Annotated in this window: 20 protein-coding genes and 3 pseudogenes; 11 read left to right on the top strand and 12 right to left on the bottom strand. The window is 61.4% G+C overall.

Annotation, left to right across the window (positions count from 1 at the left end):
- Window positions 1-58 precede the first annotated feature (58 nt).
- Together EKH55_RS22155 and EKH55_RS30340 are read left to right on the top strand one after the other, a co-directional pair.
- Window positions 59-535, top strand: a complete 477-nt coding sequence (locus EKH55_RS22155; protein ID WP_069461355.1) for an Lrp/AsnC family transcriptional regulator — start codon at window positions 59-61, stop codon at window positions 533-535.
- A 549-nt stretch (window positions 536-1,084) separates the two neighbouring features.
- Window positions 1,085-1,819 carry a type II toxin-antitoxin system MqsR family toxin gene (locus tag EKH55_RS30340; RefSeq protein WP_427915868.1) on the top strand — a complete coding sequence of 245 codons (735 nt, stop codon included), beginning with the start codon at window positions 1,085-1,087 and terminating at the stop codon, window positions 1,817-1,819.
- Window positions 1,820-1,884: 65 nt separating this feature from the next.
- On the opposite strand, the gene EKH55_RS22140 is transcribed toward EKH55_RS30340, so the two are convergent.
- Genes EKH55_RS22140 through EKH55_RS22115 form a run of 6 tightly spaced genes read right to left on the bottom strand, consistent with a single transcriptional unit; the run spans window position 1,885 to window position 6,540 of the window.
- Window positions 1,885-2,661 (bottom strand): LamB/YcsF family protein, encoded by a 777-nt coding sequence (locus tag EKH55_RS22140; RefSeq protein WP_151613168.1) that lies wholly within the window; start codon window positions 2,659-2,661, stop codon window positions 1,885-1,887.
- Between the two features lie 13 nt (window positions 2,662-2,674).
- Entirely contained in the window at window positions 2,675-3,082 is a 408-nt protein-coding gene (locus tag EKH55_RS22135; protein WP_151613167.1) for a biotin/lipoyl attachment domain-containing protein, read from the bottom strand.
- Window positions 3,082-4,065 (bottom strand): 5-oxoprolinase subunit C family protein, encoded by a 984-nt coding sequence (locus EKH55_RS22130; RefSeq protein WP_151613166.1) that lies wholly within the window; start codon window positions 4,063-4,065, stop codon window positions 3,082-3,084. The genes EKH55_RS22135 and EKH55_RS22130 overlap by 1 nt, the downstream gene beginning before the upstream one ends.
- Entirely contained in the window at window positions 4,062-4,736 is a 675-nt protein-coding gene (gene pxpB / locus EKH55_RS22125) for a 5-oxoprolinase subunit PxpB (protein ID WP_151613165.1), read from the bottom strand. Before pxpB ends, EKH55_RS22130 begins: the two co-directional genes overlap by 4 nt.
- Complete coding sequence (gene accC / locus EKH55_RS22120) at window positions 4,733-6,106, bottom strand: acetyl-CoA carboxylase biotin carboxylase subunit (protein ID WP_151613164.1); 1,374 nt, start codon at window positions 6,104-6,106, stop codon at window positions 4,733-4,735. The genes pxpB and accC overlap by 4 nt, the downstream gene beginning before the upstream one ends.
- Window positions 6,103-6,540, bottom strand: coding sequence for an acetyl-CoA carboxylase biotin carboxyl carrier protein (locus tag EKH55_RS22115; protein ID WP_151613163.1), 438 nt, complete (start codon window positions 6,538-6,540; stop codon window positions 6,103-6,105). The genes accC and EKH55_RS22115 overlap by 4 nt, the downstream gene beginning before the upstream one ends.
- A 250-nt stretch (window positions 6,541-6,790) precedes the next feature.
- Between EKH55_RS22115 and EKH55_RS22110 the strand changes: the two genes are divergently transcribed.
- Entirely contained in the window at window positions 6,791-7,996 is a 1,206-nt protein-coding gene (locus tag EKH55_RS22110) for an aspartate transaminase (protein ID WP_151613162.1), read from the top strand.
- A gap of 52 nt (window positions 7,997-8,048) precedes the next feature.
- Window positions 8,049-8,723 (top strand): 4-carboxy-4-hydroxy-2-oxoadipate aldolase/oxaloacetate decarboxylase, encoded by a 675-nt coding sequence (locus EKH55_RS22105; RefSeq protein ID WP_151613161.1) that lies wholly within the window; start codon window positions 8,049-8,051, stop codon window positions 8,721-8,723.
- 77 nt (window positions 8,724-8,800) lie between these two features.
- On the opposite strand, the gene EKH55_RS22100 is transcribed toward EKH55_RS22105, so the two are convergent.
- Genes EKH55_RS22100 through EKH55_RS22085 form a run of 4 tightly spaced genes read right to left on the bottom strand, consistent with a single transcriptional unit; the run spans window position 8,801 to window position 12,541 of the window.
- A complete protein-coding gene (locus tag EKH55_RS22100) occupies window positions 8,801-10,105 on the bottom strand; it encodes a TRAP transporter large permease (protein WP_151613160.1) in 1,305 nt (434 codons plus the stop codon).
- A 52-nt stretch (window positions 10,106-10,157) separates the two neighbouring features.
- Window positions 10,158-10,751 carry a TRAP transporter small permease subunit gene (locus EKH55_RS22095; protein ID WP_151613159.1) on the bottom strand — a complete coding sequence of 198 codons (594 nt, stop codon included), beginning with the start codon at window positions 10,749-10,751 and terminating at the stop codon, window positions 10,158-10,160.
- Window position 10,752: 1 nt separating this feature from the next.
- Window positions 10,753-11,754 (bottom strand): TRAP transporter substrate-binding protein, encoded by a 1,002-nt coding sequence (locus EKH55_RS22090; RefSeq protein ID WP_151613158.1) that lies wholly within the window; start codon window positions 11,752-11,754, stop codon window positions 10,753-10,755.
- A 40-nt stretch (window positions 11,755-11,794) separates the two neighbouring features.
- A complete protein-coding gene (locus tag EKH55_RS22085; RefSeq protein WP_151613157.1) occupies window positions 11,795-12,541 on the bottom strand; it encodes an SDR family oxidoreductase in 747 nt (248 codons plus the stop codon).
- A gap of 180 nt (window positions 12,542-12,721) precedes the next feature.
- Between EKH55_RS22085 and nac the strand changes: the two genes are divergently transcribed.
- Together nac and EKH55_RS22075 are read left to right on the top strand one after the other, a co-directional pair.
- Window positions 12,722-13,660 (top strand): nitrogen assimilation transcriptional regulator NAC, encoded by a 939-nt coding sequence (gene nac / locus EKH55_RS22080; RefSeq protein WP_151613156.1) that lies wholly within the window; start codon window positions 12,722-12,724, stop codon window positions 13,658-13,660.
- Window positions 13,661-13,788: 128 nt separating this feature from the next.
- Window positions 13,789-14,951, top strand: a pseudogene (locus EKH55_RS22075) (IS110 family RNA-guided transposase).
- A gap of 365 nt (window positions 14,952-15,316) precedes the next feature.
- On the opposite strand, the pseudogene EKH55_RS22070 reads toward EKH55_RS22075, so the two are convergent.
- Window positions 15,317-15,478: pseudogene (locus tag EKH55_RS22070) on the bottom strand (type II toxin-antitoxin system RelE/ParE family toxin); the annotation flags it as partial.
- Window positions 15,479-15,644: 166 nt separating this feature from the next.
- Here EKH55_RS22070 and EKH55_RS22065 point away from each other — a divergent pair.
- The 4 genes from EKH55_RS22065 to EKH55_RS22050 are packed head-to-tail and all read left to right on the top strand — an operon-like array spanning window position 15,645 to window position 17,067.
- Window positions 15,645-16,085 carry an Rrf2 family transcriptional regulator gene (locus tag EKH55_RS22065; protein ID WP_345790250.1) on the top strand — a complete coding sequence of 147 codons (441 nt, stop codon included), beginning with the start codon at window positions 15,645-15,647 and terminating at the stop codon, window positions 16,083-16,085.
- A gap of 15 nt (window positions 16,086-16,100) precedes the next feature.
- Window positions 16,101-16,307, top strand: coding sequence for a hypothetical protein (locus tag EKH55_RS22060; protein WP_151613154.1), 207 nt, complete (start codon window positions 16,101-16,103; stop codon window positions 16,305-16,307).
- Window positions 16,304-16,771, top strand: a complete 468-nt coding sequence (locus EKH55_RS22055) for a group III truncated hemoglobin (RefSeq protein ID WP_151613153.1) — start codon at window positions 16,304-16,306, stop codon at window positions 16,769-16,771. Before EKH55_RS22060 ends, EKH55_RS22055 begins: the two co-directional genes overlap by 4 nt.
- Complete coding sequence (locus tag EKH55_RS22050; protein WP_246231982.1) at window positions 16,768-17,067, top strand: DUF6522 family protein; 300 nt, start codon at window positions 16,768-16,770, stop codon at window positions 17,065-17,067. The genes EKH55_RS22055 and EKH55_RS22050 overlap by 4 nt, the downstream gene beginning before the upstream one ends.
- A gap of 265 nt (window positions 17,068-17,332) precedes the next feature.
- Here the strand turns inward: EKH55_RS22050 and EKH55_RS29805 are convergent.
- Window positions 17,333-17,656, bottom strand: a pseudogene (locus tag EKH55_RS29805) (molybdopterin-binding protein); the annotation flags it as partial.
- A 202-nt stretch (window positions 17,657-17,858) separates the two neighbouring features.
- Between EKH55_RS29805 and EKH55_RS22040 the strand changes: the two are divergent.
- Window positions 17,859-19,643, top strand: a complete 1,785-nt coding sequence (locus EKH55_RS22040) for an IlvD/Edd family dehydratase (RefSeq protein WP_151613152.1) — start codon at window positions 17,859-17,861, stop codon at window positions 19,641-19,643.
- Window positions 19,644-19,737: the final 94 nt, after the last annotated feature.

Genomic DNA, 19,737 nt, shown 5'->3' with positions numbered 1-19,737 from the left:
CCTATATGGAATAGGTTTCTAGCAGAATGATGCATTTCTTCTGTTGGTAGGTGACATTGTGAAAGAATCTTCCACAGGCGAATTTGACAGGATCGATCTCAAGATCCTGCGCGCCCTGCAATCCGACGGCCGCCTCACCAATGCCGATCTGGCGCAGCGCGTAAATGTCAGCGCCGCGACCTGCCACAGGCGGACGCAACGGCTATTCGATGAGGGCTACATCACCGGCGTGCGGGCGGAGGTGGCACCCGCAGCAGTCGGGCTTGGCGCCTTGGTCATGGTCGGCGTGGTGCTCGATCGCTCGACGCCGGAGAGTTTCGCGGCCTTTGAAGGCGCCGTGATGGAGTTGAAAGAAGTTCTTGATTGCAATCTGGTCGCCGGTGACTTCGACTATCTGCTGAAGATCCGCGTTCGCGATATGGGGGATTTCAACAAGTTGCATGGCGAGAAGCTGATTGCGCTGCCGGGCGTCCGGCAGACGCGAACGTTCTTTGTCATGAAGGAAGTCAAGGAAAGCGCGCGATTGCCGTTCTGAACGATTAACGACGGGTGCCGTGTTGCTGATCTTTGCCGATCACGTTTCCGGCTCCGTGCTGCATATCGCTGAATTTTTCGGACCGGAATGGATTGCATCGAGTTCTCAAGCACGCGACTGACAATCATTCCGGGTTATTTGCACCACAACCTCGCCAGGGACCGGAGATGGCGAGAGTGATAGAGACATTCCTCACACGACCCCCCGTCGCTAACGACACAGTTCGGACCCAAACATCCCGCCGAGTGGAGTGCGCCCCTTGGGGTGGACATGGGTCAGTCTGCCCCAAGGGGTGCACACTCCAGAGGCCGTCACTTTGGTGCAGTCGATTGAGCATCCCTCGCATTGATGGGGATCGAACCGAATACCCGTTCACGTCGAAAAAGAACGCGTGACAGGCCTTCGCAAATTACGATTTCTCGTGCGAACGATGACAAGACTCGGTCCCTTGGCGTGATGAGAGCTACCTTCGCGGCGAGCCGCACATGCGCCAATCGTGCACTTCCACAAGCCTCTCTTGAAACGCCCCATTAAGGTGGCATATAGGGCATGGAGAAATTGCGCCCGACCTACGATCTCGAGGCAATCAAGGCAGCGCTCGGATCGGTCGAGACGCTTGCGATGACCTCAACCGCGCTACGCGATGCCACCACATTGGGCTTCGACCGGGCAGGTGTTGTGGAAGCGATCGCCGGGATCGAGCGGCGGATGTTTTACGATGACGACCTTTGCGGATCATCGCGCTTGGCAGGACGTTTATCATGTGCCAGCACGCGGCATGGTTCTTTACGTGAAGTTCCAGGCGGACGTCATCACCGAGTTTGTCGTCATGTCGTTCAAGGAGAAATGAGCATGGCAGCATCGAAAAGGGATCTGCCCGACACGATGGTCTCCCCAGAGACCGGCGAGACGCTACGTCGCGGGGTGCGCCCCTTCGTGGTTACCTACAAGGGCAAGAGCAAAACCGTCGAACTTCCGGGCTACTATCCGGAAAACGGTGATGAAGGCGTTCATTTCGGTGATGACATGGCCGTTACCGACGCGGCCTTAAGGGCGTTGAAGGAGGAGGTCGAAGGCATTCCCTCGCCTGCCACCATAAAAAGGGTACGCAAGAAACTGAAACTGTCTCAGCGCGAGGCTGGCGGCCTGCTCAAGGTGGGGGAAAATGCCTTCGACAAGTACGAGCGGGGGTTGGTCGAGCCAAGCGGCCCGACCAGCCAGTTGTTACGTCTACTCGATCACCATCCCGAACTGATCGAGGAACTCCGTCAAGGCGCAGCCTAGTCGTTCATGATGCCGGTGTGGAGCAACGCGGTTCCCCTTGATACATTATGCGATTTTTCGAGCGCTTAAGCGCAATTATCCCCAAGCTGCGACAGCGAAACGATGTCCGTGCCCCGGGCTTGTAGGGCGCGGAGGATTTCCCTAGCCAAATCAACCGCGCCCGGGGTGTCGGAATGCACCAGGATAGACTGCACATCCATATTGATGGTTTGGCCATCGATGGTTTCGACGGTTTGATCCCGCAGGAGTCGGAGAAGCCGCGCAACCACCAGGTCTCTATCCTTGATCACCGCGCCGGGGAGCGAGCGCGGCGCCAGTTGACGGTCTTGAGTGTAGGCGCGATCCGCCAGGAAGAGGCGGTGACACTTCATGCCGGCGGCCGACGCGGCCCGTTCCAGGGAGGACCCGGGGAGCACGAGAAAGCGGATGTCCGGATCGAAAGCGTATGTCGCCTTCACCAGCGTTTCGGCAATACCCGCATCAGCCGACGCCTGATTGCCGAGCGCACCATGAGGATTGAGATGGGTGATGCGGTGTCCAGCAGCCCTAGCGATCGCATGTAGCGCTCCCAATTGGAACAACACGTGCTTCTCTAGCTCGTTGGCATCCATCGGTATGACACGCCGCCCGAAGCCCATACGGTCCGGATAGCTGACATGGGCGCCAATATCGACCCCGTGCTCTTTTGCGAGCCGCACCGTCCGGTCCATGATGACCGGATCTCCGGCATGATAGCCGCAAGCGACATTCGCAGAAGTGATGAGCGGCATGAGCGCCGCATCGTCGGCGATCGTATAGGGGCCGAAACCCTCGCCGAGATCCGCATTAATGTCGATCCGCATTGTAGAATCTCCGCTAGCCGTCCTCATGTGACCTGAACTCGAAGACCGGCGTGCCGTATCCCACGACGTCGCCTTCCTTGCGGAGCTTGCGGCCAAGCACGCCCCGGCGGTCCGCCGTTACCGATGTGATGGTGGCGCCCGTAGTCACATAGGCAACCTTTGCCCCTGCTCCGACCGCGTCTCCCTCGGAGCAGCTTTCTCCCGGCCGTGCCGGATGCACGAAGCTGAGCCATCCAATAGAGACTGTAGAGAGCGTCTCCGGCGCGGCGTCGGCGACCGGCCCCTTTTCTTCCGCCTGATGCGTCTCTGCGGCCGGCCCCAGCCGCATCGCGACGCTATCCTTGCCGTCAGAAAAGGAACCCTCTGCAAACCCATATTTGAGCATCAGGTCCAGAATTTCGTTCAGCGCCTCTGCAGTCATCAGGTCCTCCATGCCGCTGAAAGCCGGTGCTGCCGGCCCGCATCGTGTTCGAGGCCGTCGAGGTAGGCTTCCGTCTCCTCGTGGACGAGCGCGGCGCCCGCCACGTCCGTTTCGATGAAGCGCAGGCTGTCCCCTGGTCGCGCCTGCGCTATTCGCCAGAGATCCGCGTCGATCACCACACCAATCTTCGGATAGCCGCCCATAGTGGCCGCGTCCGCCAGTTGGATTATCGGCTGCCCGCCGGCAGGCACCTGGATTACCCCGGGCACCACGCCATGAGACCGCAACTCGATCGGGCGCCGCAGTTGCAGTTCCGGTCCCTTGAGCCGATAGCCGGCCCGGTTGCTTTGCACCGTCACCTTCCAGTCCGCGGCCCAAAAGGCCGCCCTCGAAGGTTCGTCGTAGTCAGCGTGTTCCGCGGCTGGGATCACGCGCACTGTGGTTGCCGGAGCATCTGCGTCGGCCAGAGCCGCGGCCGGCGGCACGGCTCCGAGACCGCCCTCTGGCAAGACAACGTCATTGCCCACTTCCTTGATGCGGTCGCCCTTGACGAGTGCGCGTCCATCCAGGCCGCCGAACGTCTCGCGCAATTGCGTGCTGCGCGAGGACAGCACCTCCGGCACGTCGACGCCTCCGGCCAGGCAGAGATAGGCACGGCAGCCGGCGCGCGGCGCGGCGAGCGTCAGCACCTCCCCGGCGCGGGCCCGGGCGGCCCAGAAGGGCGGCAGCGGGCGGCCGTCGAGTTCGGCGGAGCAGTCTGCGCCTGTCACCGCAAAGTTCACGTCCGCCTCGAAGCGCAGCCGAAGCGGCAGGATGGGAATTTCCAACCCAGCGGCGTTTCGGTCGTTGCCGAGCAGCAGGTTGCCGATGGCAAGTGACAACCGGTCCATGGCGCCCGACCGGCAGACGCCGTAGCGGTAGAAGCCGCTCCGGCCGAGATCCTGCACTGTAACCAGCGATGGTGTGGAGAGAATCTCGATCATCCGACGACCCGCTCCCGCCTGAACCGGATGACGTCACCCGGTTTTAACAGTGCTGGCGGCCGACGCTCGGGATCGAAGAAGCTGATCTCGGCACGACCGATGGTGTGCCAGCCGCTCGGCCCCGGCGAGGCGGAAACGCCTGTCTGCATGCCGGCAACCGAGAGCGAGCCGGCCGGAATGCTGGCCAGCGGCACCTTGCGACGCGGCATGAAGAGTCGCGCATCGAGGCCGCCAAGATAGCAGTAGCCTGCATGGCTGCCGACGGCATAGACCGTGTAATCCGGTTCGGTGTGGATGCGGACGACCTCGTCGACGGAGAGCCCGGTTCTGTCCGCGACTTCGTGAAGATGAGGACCGCCCTCGCCCCCATAGACGATCGGGATCGTCAGCACGGTCGGCTCGACGTGCTTTTCCGCGCCGGTCTCCCAGGCCGCCAGGAGCAGCGTCCTGAATTTATCAAGGTCGCCCGGTGGACGGGAGAGGATGAGCATGAGATTGGTCATGCCGGGCACGGCCTCAACCACTGAACCCCAGGTGACAGCGGCATCGGCGAGCGCCCAGATCCGGCGCTGGTGCTCGATGTCGAAGGCACCCTGTGCCTCGAACAGGATGGCGCAGGAGCCGAGCGGCGTTATGCGTGGCTTCTCCAGGTTCACGGCCGCGGCACTCATGCAGCACTCCTCTCCGACAGCAGTCTTTCCAGGTGATGGATATCCACGCCACCGGCGACGAAGTTCTCCTCGTTGAGTAACTCCATGTGCAGCGCTGCGTTGCAGGCGGGGCCATCGATGACCAGCTCGGAGAGGGCACGGCGCATGCGCGCCAGCGCCTCGTCTCGGGTGCTGCCGTGCACGATCAGTTTGGCGATCATGGAATCGTAGCTTGAGGGGATAGTGTAACCGCGCGTGACATGGGTATCGACTCGCACGCCGGGGCCGCCGGGCAAGACAAGCTCGTCGATCCGGCCGGGCTGCGGCGCAAAGTTGAAGGGATCCTCCGCGTTGATTCGGCATTCGAGCGAATGGCCGCAGATGCGGATGTCTTGCTGGCGAAAGCCCAAGGGTTCGCCGCGGGCGATGCGCAACTGTGCGGCGACGATGTCGATGCCGGTAATCATTTCCGTCACAGGATGCTCGACCTGCACGCGCGTGTTCATCTCGATGAAGTAGAACGCGCCATCCTCATAGAGAAACTCGAAGGTGCCCGCCCCGACATAGCCGATCTGCCGGCACGCTTTCGCACAGCGCTCGCCGATGGCGGCGATCGCCTCGCGGTCGATACCGGGCGCCGGCGCCTCCTCTATGACCTTCTGGTGACGCCGCTGCAGCGAGCAGTCGCGGTCGCTGAGCCAGACGGCTTCTCCATGGCCGTCGCACAGCACCTGGATCTCTACGTGGCGCGGCCGCTCCAGGAATTTCTCGATGTAGATATCGGGATTGGCGAAGAAACGCTGAGCCTCCTCGCGGGTTATGGCGGCCGCCTTGGCGAGCTCGGCTTGCGATCGAACGACTCGCATGCCGCGCCCGCCGCCGCCACCGGCCGCCTTGAGGATAATCGGATAACCGACTTCTTCGGCGATGCGCGCGATCACCGCGTCGTCGCCGAGCGCCTCGCTGGAGCCGGGCACACAGGGCACGCCGGCGGCGATCATCGCCTTCTTCGCGGCGACCTTGTTGCCCATGGTTCGAATCGCCGATGCCGCAGGACCGACGAAGACGCGGCCCGAGCGAGCGACCGCGTCGGCGAAGTCGGCATTTTCGGACAGGAAGCCATAGCCGGGATGAATGGCCTCAGCGCCGGTGATTTCGGCCGCAATGAGGATAGCCTCTACATTCAGATAGCTCTTCGTCGCCGGCGCCGGGCCGATGCAGATCGCTGCGTCGGCGCTCCGAAGGTACGGGGCGTCTCTGTCGGCCTCGGAATAGGCGCAGACGCAGCGCAAGCCGAGCGTGTGGCAGGCGCGCTGGATACGAAGCGCAATCTCGCCGCGGTTGGCGATGAGGACGGTTTCGAACGGCCTGGTCTGCGGATCCCGAGTCATTGCGCTTCCGATTCGATGAGGAAGAGCGGTTGTCCCATCGCCACTTCGCCGCCTGCCTTGACGAGGATGTCGGATATCACGCCGTCGCAGGGTGCCTCGATGGTTGTAAAGACCTTCATTGCTTCGATGAGGCAAAGCGTGTCGCCAGACTTTACCGAGCGCCCCACCCCGACAAAGGCAGGCTCGCTCGCCGAGGTCGACAGGTGGACGATGCCAAAGACAGGGGCATCGACGAACTTCCTGGAAACACTTTCGGGCTGCGGCGTCGTCAGGGCCGAGCCAGTGCCTGGATCTCTTATTGGCGGCATCGCCCGGGAAGGCGTGCCACCCGCCCTGACCAGCTTGATATGCTGGTCACCCTCGGTGAGTTCCAGCTCCACCAGCGGGGAAGCCGCCATCCACTGCATCACGGTCTTGAGCTTTTCGATGTCCATTCTCAACCTGCGCTGCTGCCGGTCGGTCCAACAGCGGCGGGTGGCGTTGCAGGACGAACCGAGGATTGAGAAACGCTATCATAAGCCTCGGACGATGGGGTCAGATCAACTTTTGATGACGGTGAACCGCAGCCGCGCCATTGCCCGTGGCTATTACGCCAGACCGAATCCGTCTTAGCCCTCACCTCCTGCGCATCCTATGATTCCGCGTGACCTTTCCACACGCAAAGAACCGGTAATGAGGTGACCCATGGCCGACTTCCAGCCCGCCGCGCGAGTCGAGCGCATCAAACCCTCCCCGAGCACCGCGGCAGCAGCCCGCGCACGCGACCTGAAGGCGGCTGGCCGTGACATCGTCGACATGACGGTCGGCGAGCCGGATTTCGATACGCCGGCAGCCGTCAAGGAGGCGGGTATCGCCGCAATTCGCGCCGGCGACACCAAGTACACACCCGTCAATGGCACCCAGGCCCTGCGGCGGGCAATCGCCGCACGGCTCGAGCGCCATACGGGCCAGGTCTATCCGCTCGACGCGATCACCGTCGGCGGCGGCGGCAAGCAGATCCTTTTTCTGGCCCTGATGGCATCGGTCGACAATGGCGCCGAAGTCATCATTCCGGCGCCCTACTGGGTGTCCTATCCCGACATGGTGCTGGCAAATGAGGGCAAGCCCGTCATCGTCCCCTGCACCGAAGCGGACGGCTTCAAGCTGAGGCCGGAGGCGCTCGAAGCGGCGATCACGGCGAAGACGCGCTGGCTCATCCTCAATGCGCCTTCCAACCCGACGGGTGCCACCTATTCGCGCGCGGAGCTGGCGGCGCTCGCGGCCGTCCTGGAGCGCCATCCGCATGTCTGGGTGCTGACGGACGAAATCTATGACGAAATCTGGTTCGGCGACGGCAAGGCCGTCAGCCTCGTAGAAGCCGCCCCGCACCTCGCCGACCGAATTTTCCTCGTGAACGGTGTATCGAAAAGCTACGCCATGACCGGATGGCGCATCGGATACGGCGCGGGACCCGCAGCGCTCGTCGCCGCCATCAACAAGCTCCAGTCGCAGATCTCCTCGTGCCCCTCTTCGATCAGCCAGGCCGCGGCCACAACTGCGCTCGAAGGGAACCAGAGCTTCGTTGCGGAGAGCGTCGCAGCGTATCGCAAGCGTCGGGATCTCGCCGTCGAGCGATTGAACGCCATCGAGGGCATTTCCTGCACCGCCCCGAGCGGCGCTTTCTACCTGTTCGTCAATTGCAGCGGTGTCATCGGGATGTCCGCGCCGGATGGCCGGACGATCGCCAACGACCTCGACTTTGTCCTTTATCTTCTGGATTGCGGCGTTGCTGCCATCCATGGCGCGGCCTACGGGCTGTCACCCTATTTCCGGCTGTCGATCGCTACATCCAAGGCACAAATCAACGAGGCATGTGACCGCATCGCCAAGGCGTGCGCCTCGCTCTCCTGACGTTTCGAATGACCCGATGCGGCCAGCGCCGCTTTTTCCAAGGAGGAATCCCATGGTCCATGTCCGGACAAAAATCGAGCGCGCGTCTCCCGAAAGCGTGGAGGTGCTGTCGCGCCATAGCGTTGCCACCATCCATGAGGCGCAGGGGCGGCTCGGCGCGCTCAACTCGCGCATCAAGCCGGTGGATCGCGCCATGTCGGTCTGCGGACCGGCTTTTACGGTCAAATGTGCGCCGCGCGACAACATCATGCTGCAGGTGGCGATCGCCTATGCGAAGCCAGGAGACGTGATCGTCGTTTCAGCCGGCGAATACGAGGAAGCCGGTTCGTTTGGCGACGTGCTCGCCAATGCCTGCCTGGCCAAGGGCATTGCCGGTGTCGTCACCGACACCGGCGTTCGCGACAGCGCCGACCTCATCAAGCTCGGCTTGCCCGTGTTCTCGCTCAGTCTTTGCGTCAAGGGAACGGTCAAGGAGACGCTGGGCCAGATCAACGCCGACGTGATCGTCGGAGGCGAACTCATCCGCCCGGGCGATGTCATCCGGGGCGATGCCGACGGCGTGGTCGTCGTTCGGCGGGAGCAAGCCGACGCCGTCGCGGTCAAATCGAAGGAACGCGAGGAAGCCGAAGCAGGCTATATCGCTGCCTACAAGGCGGGAAAGAGCGTGATTGAAGTCAGCAATCTTGCAGCTGTGCTCGCCGCCAAGGGCCTCACGACCGACGAGTGATCGCCTGTCAGACAGACCCTGGAATCACGATGGGCGGGTCTTGGACCCGCCCATTCTGTTTGTGCAGTCGTGAGCGATTATCCCAAGATCAGGTCCGGCAGGAATGTCACGATCTGCGGAAAGAGTGCAAGGAAGACGACAAAGCCCATCATGATCAGAAGATAGGGCATCGTTACCCGAGCGATATAGCCCGTGCCCCGCCCGGTGATGTTCTGGATCACTGCGAAATTGAATGCGACGGGCGGCGTGATCTGGGCCATCTCGACGACGAGCACGATAAAAACGCCGAACCACACCTTGTCGAAGCCGGCCTGCTCCACGATCGGCAGGACGACCGGCAATGTCGTGGCGATCATCGAGAAGCCTTCGAGGGCGGTGCCGAGGATCAGGTAGAGCACCATCAGTGCGATAATCAGCGTGATCGGTGACAGTTGCCAGGCCGAAACCGTCGCAGCCACCGCATCGGGAATACCGAGCGTCGCGCTGATATTGCCGAGAACGGTTGCACCGAGAATGATGATCCCCATCACAGAACAGGTCTGAACGGCGCCGAGGGCAATGTCGCGCAACACTCCGATCGACAGCGCTTTCTGTGACCAGGAGAGGATGAACGCGCCGAGCACGCCAAGCGCTGCCGCTTCCGTCGGCGTGGCAATGCCGGCATACATTGAGCCCAGCACACAGACGATGAGGAACAGGGCCGGCCCGAGCTCCCTTAGCGCCCCCAGTCGCTGCGAGAATGGCATGTGGCGCAGAGCCCGCTCACTTTCCGGCACGAGATCCTTGCGCATCGCGGTGTGCAGCATGATCCAGGCACTGAACGTCCCGGCGAGCAGCACCCCGGGAATGAACCCGGCCGTAAACAGGCGCAGCACAGATTCCTCCGCCAGCACACCGTAGATGATCATCACAGTGGACGGGGGGATGAGGAAGCCCAGCGTACCGGCTCCGGCGAGGCTGCCGATCGCTATGTCCGGCGAGTAGCCGCGACGCAGCAGTTCGGTCAACGTCATGCGGCCGACGACCTGGGTCGTCGCCGCCGACGACCCGGAAATGGCGGCGAAAATCGAACAACCGACAATGTTCACATGCAGGAGCCGGCCCGGGAGCAATCCCGCCCAGGGAGCCAGGCCGGAGAACAGCGCCTTCGACAACTTGGTGCGGAAGAGAAACTCTCCCATCAGCACGAAGAGCGGCAGGGCGACCAGATCGGGTGTTGTCAGAATATTGAACGCGTATTGCGGCAGCAGCCTGTCCATTGGCGCGGTCAGGAAGAGGTAGCCGAGGCCGAGGGCGGTCGCGAGAAGCGCAACGCCGATCCACGCCCCAATTGCAAGGAAGCCGAATAGAAAAGCAAAAAGGCTGCCCATGATTGCAGTCATGTCGATGTACTCCATGTTGCCGCCCGCCTGGGCATTGGCGGCGAGACGGCATCTATCCCTCGATAGCCGTCGCAGCGCCGAGTTCCGGCCGGTCCACCGGCTGTCCCACGAGACAGCTCAGCGTGCGAGCAATCATCTGCAGCGCCAGGATCAGCGCGCCGAATGCCAGCACGGCCTGAGGGATCCAGAGGGGCGTGAAGCTGTCCTGTGAGACCTCGCCGAAGCGATAGGTTCGCAGCGACAACTGGATCAGCGCGTAGGCCAGGAAAGCCGATACGGCGGAGCCGAGCGCGCTGGAGAAAATTTCGAGCAGACGCGCAAAGCGGCCGTGACCCGCACGCATCAGCATCTCGACCCGGATCTGGAGACCGGCACGCAACGTCATGCCAGCGCCGAGCAGGAAGGACGCACCCATCAGATAGGCGCTATACTCCCAACCGACATGAATGCTGTTCGGAACGACGGGCATAATCTTCGAAAGCGTCGCTACGGCGATTTCGGACAGCACCAGAAGCGTCAAGGCGGCAATACAGCCGGCGGCGATTAGTCCGCCGGCAATCGAGAGCATGTCGGCCGCGCGCTGGAGCGCGGCCACCGGTCCCGTGTGATTTATCGCCCCGAACGCGGATGAAGGCGCCTTCGCCATGTCACTGCGCCTTCATGGAGGCTTTGTACTGCTCGACGAGCGGTGCTGCGTCGGGAACACGCTCCAGAAACTCCTTCTGCAGCGCTTCTGCTCGCGCCACCATCTCGGTCCTCATCTCCGGCGAGATTTCGACGAGCTTCATGCCCTTTTCGGTCATGGCCGTGATGCTGTCCACGTCGCCCTGGCGTGAGACGCCCCAGAATTCGGGTTCGAGGTCGCGCGCCGCCTTCTCGATGGCGGATTGTTGTTCGGCCGGAATCTGGTTCCAGACGTCGAGGTTGATCGTTACCATGTTCGAACCCCACGTGTGGTTCGTAGGATAGATATATTCCAGGAACTCCCAGAACTTGCCATCGACCCCAGAAGTCGCTGATGTCGCAACGCCCTCGACTCGGCCGGAGGCAAGCGCAGGGATGAGCTCGCCCCATGGCATGGCCACACCGGCCAATCCCAGTGCGTTGACAATGTCGACCGTGTTCTTGTCCGCACCACGGACGGGAATGCCCTTGAACCCCTCCAGATTGTCGACTTCCACTTTCAGATAGATGTACTGGGCCGGCGACGGCACCATGTAGAGAATCTTCTGGTTATTCTGCTCCGCGAGCTTCTCGAACACGGGGCGGATGACCGCATGATATTGCTTCAGTTCCTCCATCGAACCGATCAGAAACGGGATACCTTCCACACCGAACAGCGGATTGACGCCGACCTGCTGGGAGATGTTGATGTCGGCCATCTCGACGAGGCCGTCGCGCACGGCCGTGAGTTGGTCCGGACCCTTGAAGCCGAGAGACCCACCCGCCTTGACGGAAATCACCACCTCACCATTGGTTGCCTGCTTCACGGCATCAGCGAACTTCGCCGCGTTGCGCACCATGAAATTGCTTTCGGGCAGAACGTCTGCCAGATTGATACGCATTTCCGCTAGAGCAGGGAATGCGGTAGCAGTAATAAGCGCCGCAGCGGCGGCGGATTTCAGAAGATTGCGTTTGCTGATGAACATCTTGTGTTCCCCTTGTTTTGATTGGTGCTTTCCGGCTCCGTCAGTCGCCGGATCGCCTTTCGAAATTCAGGCCGCCTGGGACCTGGAACGTTGGAAGAATTTCGATATGACCGATGTTGACGTGCCGCGGAGCAGCGATTGCAAAAGCGATCGCATCGGAAATGTCTTCCGGTTTCAGTGACTCATAACCGTCGTAGAAGCGACGCTGCGCCTCTTCCATGTCGCCAAGAAGTCTGCCGAAAATCTCGGTTTCCACCCGACCCGGACAGATTTCGGTGACGCGAACGCGCTTCCCATAGGCATCGACCCGCAACTGACGCGAAAGCTGGTGAACGGCCGCCTTCGTCGCGTGGTAGATCGTGTTGCCGCCGAAATTGTAGGTTCCTGCAATGGAACTGATGTTGATGATATGGCCGAGGTCGCGCTCGACCATGCCTGGCATCAGCAGCCGGATGAGATGCAGCACCGCCTGGATGTTGACCTCGACCTGCTCGTCGACCGCGAACTCGTCCGCCGTCAAAATATTGCCCGTGCGGGAAACGCCGGCATTGTTGACGAGAACATCAATTTCGAGACCGCCGACCGCAGCGGTGAGCGCCTTGGTGTCCGATATATCGACCACATGCGGGATGCAGCCACATCGCTCGGAAAGGGCGTTCAGACGCTGCGGATTGCGCGCCAGGGCATGAACCGTCAACCCTTCGCGCTGGAGCCGCTCGACGATGACTGCTCCCATGCCGGTGGATGCCCCGGTTACAAGTGCGGTATTATAGTCGGAGAATGCCATTGAGTGCCTGTCCTTCGCATTTTCGCTGAAGGTAAGGCTAAACCTCGCCCATCTCCGTGCAAAAGATCACTTGAATATGGGGTGATCGGTATTTGTTATACTTCCAATAAAACAGGCTGTTGGCATGTTCGTCGGTGACCACGATTGCTATGATGCTTTGGTGTCGGAGGAACTTCGCTGTTGGATACACGCCGCCTACAGGCATTCGTGAAAATCGTCGATATCGGTAGCCTCACACGGGCGTCCGATATCCTGCACGTCGCACAGCCCGCGCTCAGCCAGCAGATCATTGCGTTGGAAAGCCAGTTCGGAAAGAAGCTGTTGATTCGCTCGAAACAGGGGGTCGTGCCGACGGAAGCAGGCCGCGCGCTCTACCGCCACGCACAGATAATCCTGCGTCAGCTCGATCAGGCACAGGCCGACATCAGGTCGTCCGGCAACGTGGTAGCGGGACGCGTATCGGTGGGGCTAGCTCCCTTCAGTACGGCTTCGGTCCTCGCCCTTCCCCTGCTGCAGACCGTTCGCGCGCGTTACCCAAACATTCTCCTCCATATCAACGAGAATTTTGGCGGCGTCATCAGCGAGATGATCATGACCGGAAAGCTCGACGTCGCATTCATCTATGATCCCGGTCCCATTCGCGGGGTGACCTTCGAGCCGCTCTTGGACGAGAACCTCTTCCTGGTCGCACCACGCAGCCGGATCGAATTCCTGAGCGGAAAGGAAGAGATCACGGTTCAGCAACTGGCGGATCTCGAACTGATGCTGCCGACCAACATCCACACGGTAAGGAAGGTCGTCGACACGACCTTCCGACGCGTCGGCCTGGTTCCTAAATTGATTGCCGAGATCGAGTCCTTACCAACCATGGCAAAGGCGATCAGCGCGGGCATGGGCTCGACGATCCTGCCATGGTCGGCCGCCAATGCCACCCGCGATTCCGATGAAGACGTGGCGGTTCTCCGGATCACCAAGCCATTGATGAATGTAAGAATTTCACTTTGCGTCTCGGATCAGTTTCCGCTGTCCGAGCCGGCATTGGCTGTCAACGATATTCTGACCGAATTGGCGCATCTGTTCGCCGCCAGTGACGACGCACAAGGTGTGCAACGGGTGTAGCTTTAATCTTTTGGCATAGATTGCGGGAGCAACGCTGACGAACGGTCGCCTTGAGATCCCATCAGGGGTGAGTAGCGGCCTGCACCGTGGCAGAGTGAGGTCGCTAGAAAACTCTCTGGAGGCCAACCATGCCGATGACAGCAGATCAATCTCAAGCGCAAACCGCTACTCTCGTCGATCTTGGCGCAATTTTCGTCTCGTTGGAATTGAGCAAATCGACCTGGCTGGTGACAGCTCTGTCACCTTGCAGCGAGAAGATTTCCCGACACACCATCACCGGAGGCGACATTGCTGGCCTGTTTTCGTGTTTTGCCGCGCTTCGCCAGAAGGCCAAATGGCGAAAGAACACACTTTACCCAATGGTGGTGATTCAAGAGGCAGGACTGGATGGCTTCTGGCTGGGACGAATGCTGAGCAAGGAAGCTTGGATAGAAACCCACATCGTAGAGGCCGCATCGATTGCCATGCCGCGCCGGCATCGCCGGGCGAAGGACCGTATCGACGGCGAAACGCTGATCCGCGCATTGATGGCATGGAAACGTGGCGAGCCCCGTGCGTGCTCAATGGTCAAACTTCTCTCGCCCGAGGAAGACGACAACCGACGGATTGGACGGGAGCGGAAAACTCTGATTGCGGAACGTGTCTTCCACGTCAATCGCATAAAGGGGCTGCTCTTCACGCAAGGAATTCGGGATTACCAACCTGTCAATCGAGATCGCCGCGAGCGTCTGGACGAGCTTCAGACTGGCGATGGTCGGCCGCTCTCGAAACATTTGAAAGCAGAAATCTGCAGAGAACTCGATCGCCTCGAATTGCTGCTCACACAAATCAAGGCTGTAGAAGCCGAGCGAGATGCCTTGATCGTCCGCGAGACGTCGGAGACACCGAAGGAAGCGACCGCCCTTTTGGGCATCAAGGGAATAGGGCCAGAATTCGCTACTATACTCTACACCGAAGGGCTGTTCCGACACTTCGACAATCGACGCCAAATCGCCTCGTACGCAGGCCTTGCCCCTCCCCCTGGCAAAGCGGTAACGTCAACCGCGAACAGGGTGTATCCAAGGCGGGAAATCCGCGTTTGCGAGCCACCATGGTCGAGCTCGCCTGGCTATGGTTGCGGCATCAACCAAAATCGACGCTGACGTTATGGTTCAAAGAACGCATCGCTCGGAACGCAGGCCGCTTAAAGACCCCAATGATCGTGGCGCTCGCGCGTAAGCTGCTCGTGGCCCTCTGGAAGTATGTGAGCTCCGGCGTCGTGATCGAAGGTGTGATCATGAAAACCGCCTGAAACACAAACTGCTGCGAAACACAGTTTCTAATCCGCAGGGCCTGATCAGCCCTGACGGATCCAGGTGAACGGACCGGGAATCCTTTTGGCCTTTAAATGCCGATCTTGAGTTTGGTCCCGTTCTCCTGAGCCCGTGCCCGTCGAATGCGGGATAATGGTGCAGCCGCGTGAGAGCGGCGACCGGATGTGAGGTTGTATAGGCCCGGGAACGGGCCGGTATTGCTATGGGCTCAGACCGCGGATCCGCTCACCCAGGAGAAATTCGATGCCACTCGGATGAACAATTGACAAAAGACCTGATGTGAGTGGATGCGAACCGCAGCCCCACAATCTTTCAAGGCCCCACGGCTGCGGAAAAGTTGCATTCAATGATTATCTGGCTCCTGCATCCCCTGCGGAATGTCGCGTTTGGCATGAAGCACACGCCAGACGTCGACATGATCTGGCTGGTCACGATAAAAGATTAGATAGGGATATCGCTTCAGCGAAACGCTCCGCAGATCAGGCAACCCCAACTCGATACCGAATCAGAACGCGGCACCTAAACTCCCCCTGATGCGGTGAGCGGCATGGCCCGCGCTGTATGAAGGATCTTTGGCTCGCTGCGACGAAATCGCGCTTTCCCTCGCCAAACTCGCGCATTAAAGTGGTATCAACAATACCTCTTAGAAGGGATGCACGGCGAAGATGCGAATGACACTCCACACCGACTATGCCCTGCGCATGCTGATCTATGCCGCGACGCGAAGCAACGGCATGTGCACGGTCAATGAGGTGGCGGAAGCCTACGGGCTTTCGCGCAACCACCTCCTCAAGGTGGCGCAGACTTTGCGCGACCTCGGCCTCGTCGAGACGACGCGCGGGCGAGCCGGTGGCATCCGCCTCGCGAAGGCGCCGGAAGAGATCGCCGTCGGCGCGCTGGTACGGGCGACCGAGGAGGAATTCGCGCTGGCCGAATGCATGCAGGCGGGAGGGCACACCTGCGCGATTTCGCCAGCCTGTCGGCTCAAGGGCATGCTGCACGAGGCGCTAGGCGCGTTCCTCGCCGTGCTCGACAGATACACGCTCGCCGACGTCGTGCAGAATCGGGCAACGCTTGGCCCGCTGCTCGGCATCGACGCGAACGCCGCGTGAGAGAAAGGAGGAAGGATGGTATGGGGATTGACGGTTTCGGGGAGCCACACGGCGCTTCTCGTGCTCGGCGCGTTTGTGCTCGTCGGGCTAGCCATCGCGCGCGCCGGGCGCGGTGATCCGCTCGCCATGGTGCTCGGCATCGCGACGGGGCTCCTTGGCCTGATGGTCACCGTCCCGCCGCTCGGCCACGGCACCTGGCAAAGCTACAGGGCAATCCGATGAGAAGCCGTCCCGCGCCCGAACGCACCATCGTCATCGACGGCAAGCTGCTGCCGGACATACTCAATGAGACAAAGATCCATGCCATCGTGCACGGTTTCTACGGCAAGATCCGCAAGGACAACCTGCTCGGCCCCATCTTCAACGGCGCAATTGCGCCCGAGGAATGGCCGGTGCACCTTGCCAAGATGTGTGATTTCTGGTCGGCGACGCTGCTGCGCACCGACCGTTACGAGGGACGTCCGCTTCCGCCACATCTCGCCATTCCGGAGCTTGAGGAGGTGCATTTTCATCGGTGGCTTTCACTGTTCCGCGCCACCGTCGAAACGCTCTGCCCGCCGGAGATCGCCGATCTCTTCCTCGACCGGGCGCTACGCATCGCCCATTCGTTCCGTCTTGCGATCGCCTTCCGCCGCGGCGAGGATTCCATGCGTATCACACCGATTTTGCGCGAGGCGCTGTCATGACCGAAACCGAAACCGGGGCGCTGCTTCTTGCCCACGATGCCGCAGGCGAATTCCTGCTGCCGGCAGAGATGCTTGCCGAACGCTTCGGCTGGCCGACGCGAACCCTGCACGACTACATGCGCCGCGGCCTCGTCGCCTCCCGCGTGGAACGCGGCGAAGGAGAGGATGCCGGCCGCTGGCGCCTTTCCGTGCGCTGCGGCAATCGGCGCTGGCAGGCAATCGTCGAGGCGGACGGCACGGTCGGGACGCAGCGCGTGGAGGTTCTTCCCACAAGCCCACGCATCACGCCGCAGTAAAAACAGGCCGCCAACTCGAAAACGAGTGCGCCGAGGTCAATTTGACGTCTTGGTTGCGGCGGCGGGCTTCGGTGCCATTGCGACGGCGATAAGCGCAACGATGCCGAGGAGCCACGGGCGAGTTCTTGATCTGCTCCTTCGCGCCGCGCAGATCGGACTCGTCGTTCCATTTGTACGGAAAAAAGGGAGCAGCCAACCTCGAAACTGAAAGAATGGAGAAAGTTTCCAGTGCCTTTCTCTGAGCCGGAGGAAGTCCACAAGCCGCTCAGCTTCGGGACGGCGAGGCGGGCCGGGGTGCCTTCAAGCGGGTGGGATTGGTCTCGATCCTGCCCGCGCCGATCAGATCGAGGCAATAAGGCACCGCTGCAAATAGGGCATCAAGACTGCAACGGATTGAACCCGGTTCTCCGGATAGCTTGACGATCAGCGTCTTGCCACGCTTGCCGGAGATGCCGGGAGAGAAATGCGGTCGGCGCGCGCCTGAGGTACACGCCGAAGCCCGGTAGTTCCCTGATCATGACCTCACGCGTGGCTTCCGGTGTGCCGTCGCGGGGCGCCGGTCCGTCCCACCGGTCGTGAGGATCAGATCGACATGCCTTGATCCGGCGGGACGCATGCGGGTGGCGCCGGCCTCGTAGATCACGTCGCCATCTCGCCCCACCTAAACGGCAGCCTGGACAAAGATCATCACTGCCGCATAGCTTACTGCAATCAAGACGAGCTCTACGGAGACGCAGCGCGCTTCTGTTGCAACTGGAGAAGGTCAACGGGAGCGAACGGGAGGAAGATCAATGACCGACGACAAGAAGGCCATCCGGCGGCTGCGCTCGCAGAACTGGTTCGACAACCCCGAGCACCTGGACCTGACCGCTCTCTACCTGGAGCGCTTCATGAACTACGGCACCACACCGGAAGAGCTGCGGTCCGGCAAACCGATCATCGGCATCGCCCAGTCGGGCAGCGACCTCAACCCCTGCAACCGCCACCATCTGGAGCTCGCGCAGCGCCTGCGCGATGGGATCCGCGATGCGGGCGGCATTCCGATCGAGTTCCCGACCCATCCGCTGTTCGAGAACTGCAAGAGGCCGACGGCGGCGCTCGACCGTAACCTCGCCTATCTCGGATTGGTCGAGATCCTTTACGGCTATCCGCTCGACGGCGTGATCCTGACCACCGGGTGCGACAAGACCACCCCTTCGGCACTGATGGCCGCCTCGACTGTCGACATTCCAGCCATCGTCTTCTCCGGCGGACCGATGCTCGACGGCTGGAACGACGGCGACCTCGTCGGCTCCGGCACCGTGATCTGGCGTTCGCGCCGCAAGTATGCCGCCGGCGAAATAACCCGCGAGCAGTTCCTCGAAGCCGCCCTCGATTCCGCTCCCTCGGTCGGCCATTGCAACACCATGGGCACGGCGTCCACGATGAACGCCATGGCCGAAGCGCTCGGCATGTCGCTAACCGGCTGCGCGGCGATCCCGGCAGCCTACCGCGAACGCGGTCAGATGGCCTATCGCACCGGCCGCCGCGCCGTTGAGGTCGTACTGGAAGACATCAAGCCGTCCGACATCCTGACGCGCGAGGCATTCCTGAACGCGATCAAGGTCAACTCCGCCATCGGCGGCTCGACCAATGCCCAGCCCCACCTGATGGCAATGGCCAAGCACGCAGGAGTGACGCTCAACCCCGACGATTGGCAAGTTCATGGCTACGACATACCCCTGCTCGCCAATGTCCAGCCGGCGGGTGCCTATCTCGGCGAACGTTTCCACCGTGCCGGAGGTGTGCCCGCCATCATGTGGGAACTGCTCAAGGCCGGCAAGATCGACGGCGGCTGTCCGACGGTGACCGGCAGGACCATGGCAGAAAACCTCGAAGGCCGCGAATCCGACGACCGCGAAGTGATCAGGCCTTTTGCCGAGCCGCTGCGTGAACGCGCGGGCTTTCTCGTCCTCAAGGGCAATCTCTTCGACTTCGCCATCATGAAGATGAGCGTCGTTTCCGACGGCTTCCGCAATCGCTATCTGCAGGAGCCGGGACGCGAGGGGGTGTTCGAAGGTCGCGCCATTGTCTTCGACGGGTCTGAGGACTATCACAAGCGGATCAACGATCCCTCGCTCGACATTGACGAGAACTGCATCATGGTGATGCGCGGCGCCGGTCCCAAGGGTTGGCCGGGCTCGGCCGAAGTGGTCAACATGCAGCCGCCGGATCACCTGCTGAAGCGCGGCATCATGAGCCTTCCGACGATCGGCGACGGCCGCCAATCCGGCACGGCCGACAGCCCGTCGATCCTGAACGCCTCGCCCGAAAGCGCGGTCGGCGGCGGCCTTGCCTGGGTACGCACCGGCGACACGATCCGCATCGACTTCAACAAAGGCCTCTGCGACATGTTGGTGGACGATGCCGAGATCGTGCGCCGCAAGGCCGAAGGTATTCCGAAGGTACCGGGTGACGCCACTCCGTGGCAGATGATCTACCGCCAGACCGTGACCCAGCTCGCTGACGGCGCGACGATTAGGGAGGCGGACGAGTTCCGTCAGATTTCCAAGACGCCGCCGCGCCACAACCACTGATGATCGCACTGAGCCACCACTCCGTGCGATCGCTAATCGAGAGCCTTCTCCTGTTTGATTTGGCCGGTGGACACCCCCATCCACTGTTATTTGG

The sequence above is a fragment of the Sinorhizobium alkalisoli genome, assembly GCF_008932245.1.
In the GTDB taxonomy this organism is placed as follows: Bacteria; Pseudomonadota; Alphaproteobacteria; order Rhizobiales; family Rhizobiaceae; genus Sinorhizobium; species Sinorhizobium alkalisoli.
The sequence above is the reverse complement of the archived record's forward strand: the minus strand, read 5'-3'. Positions and strand labels throughout refer to the sequence as shown.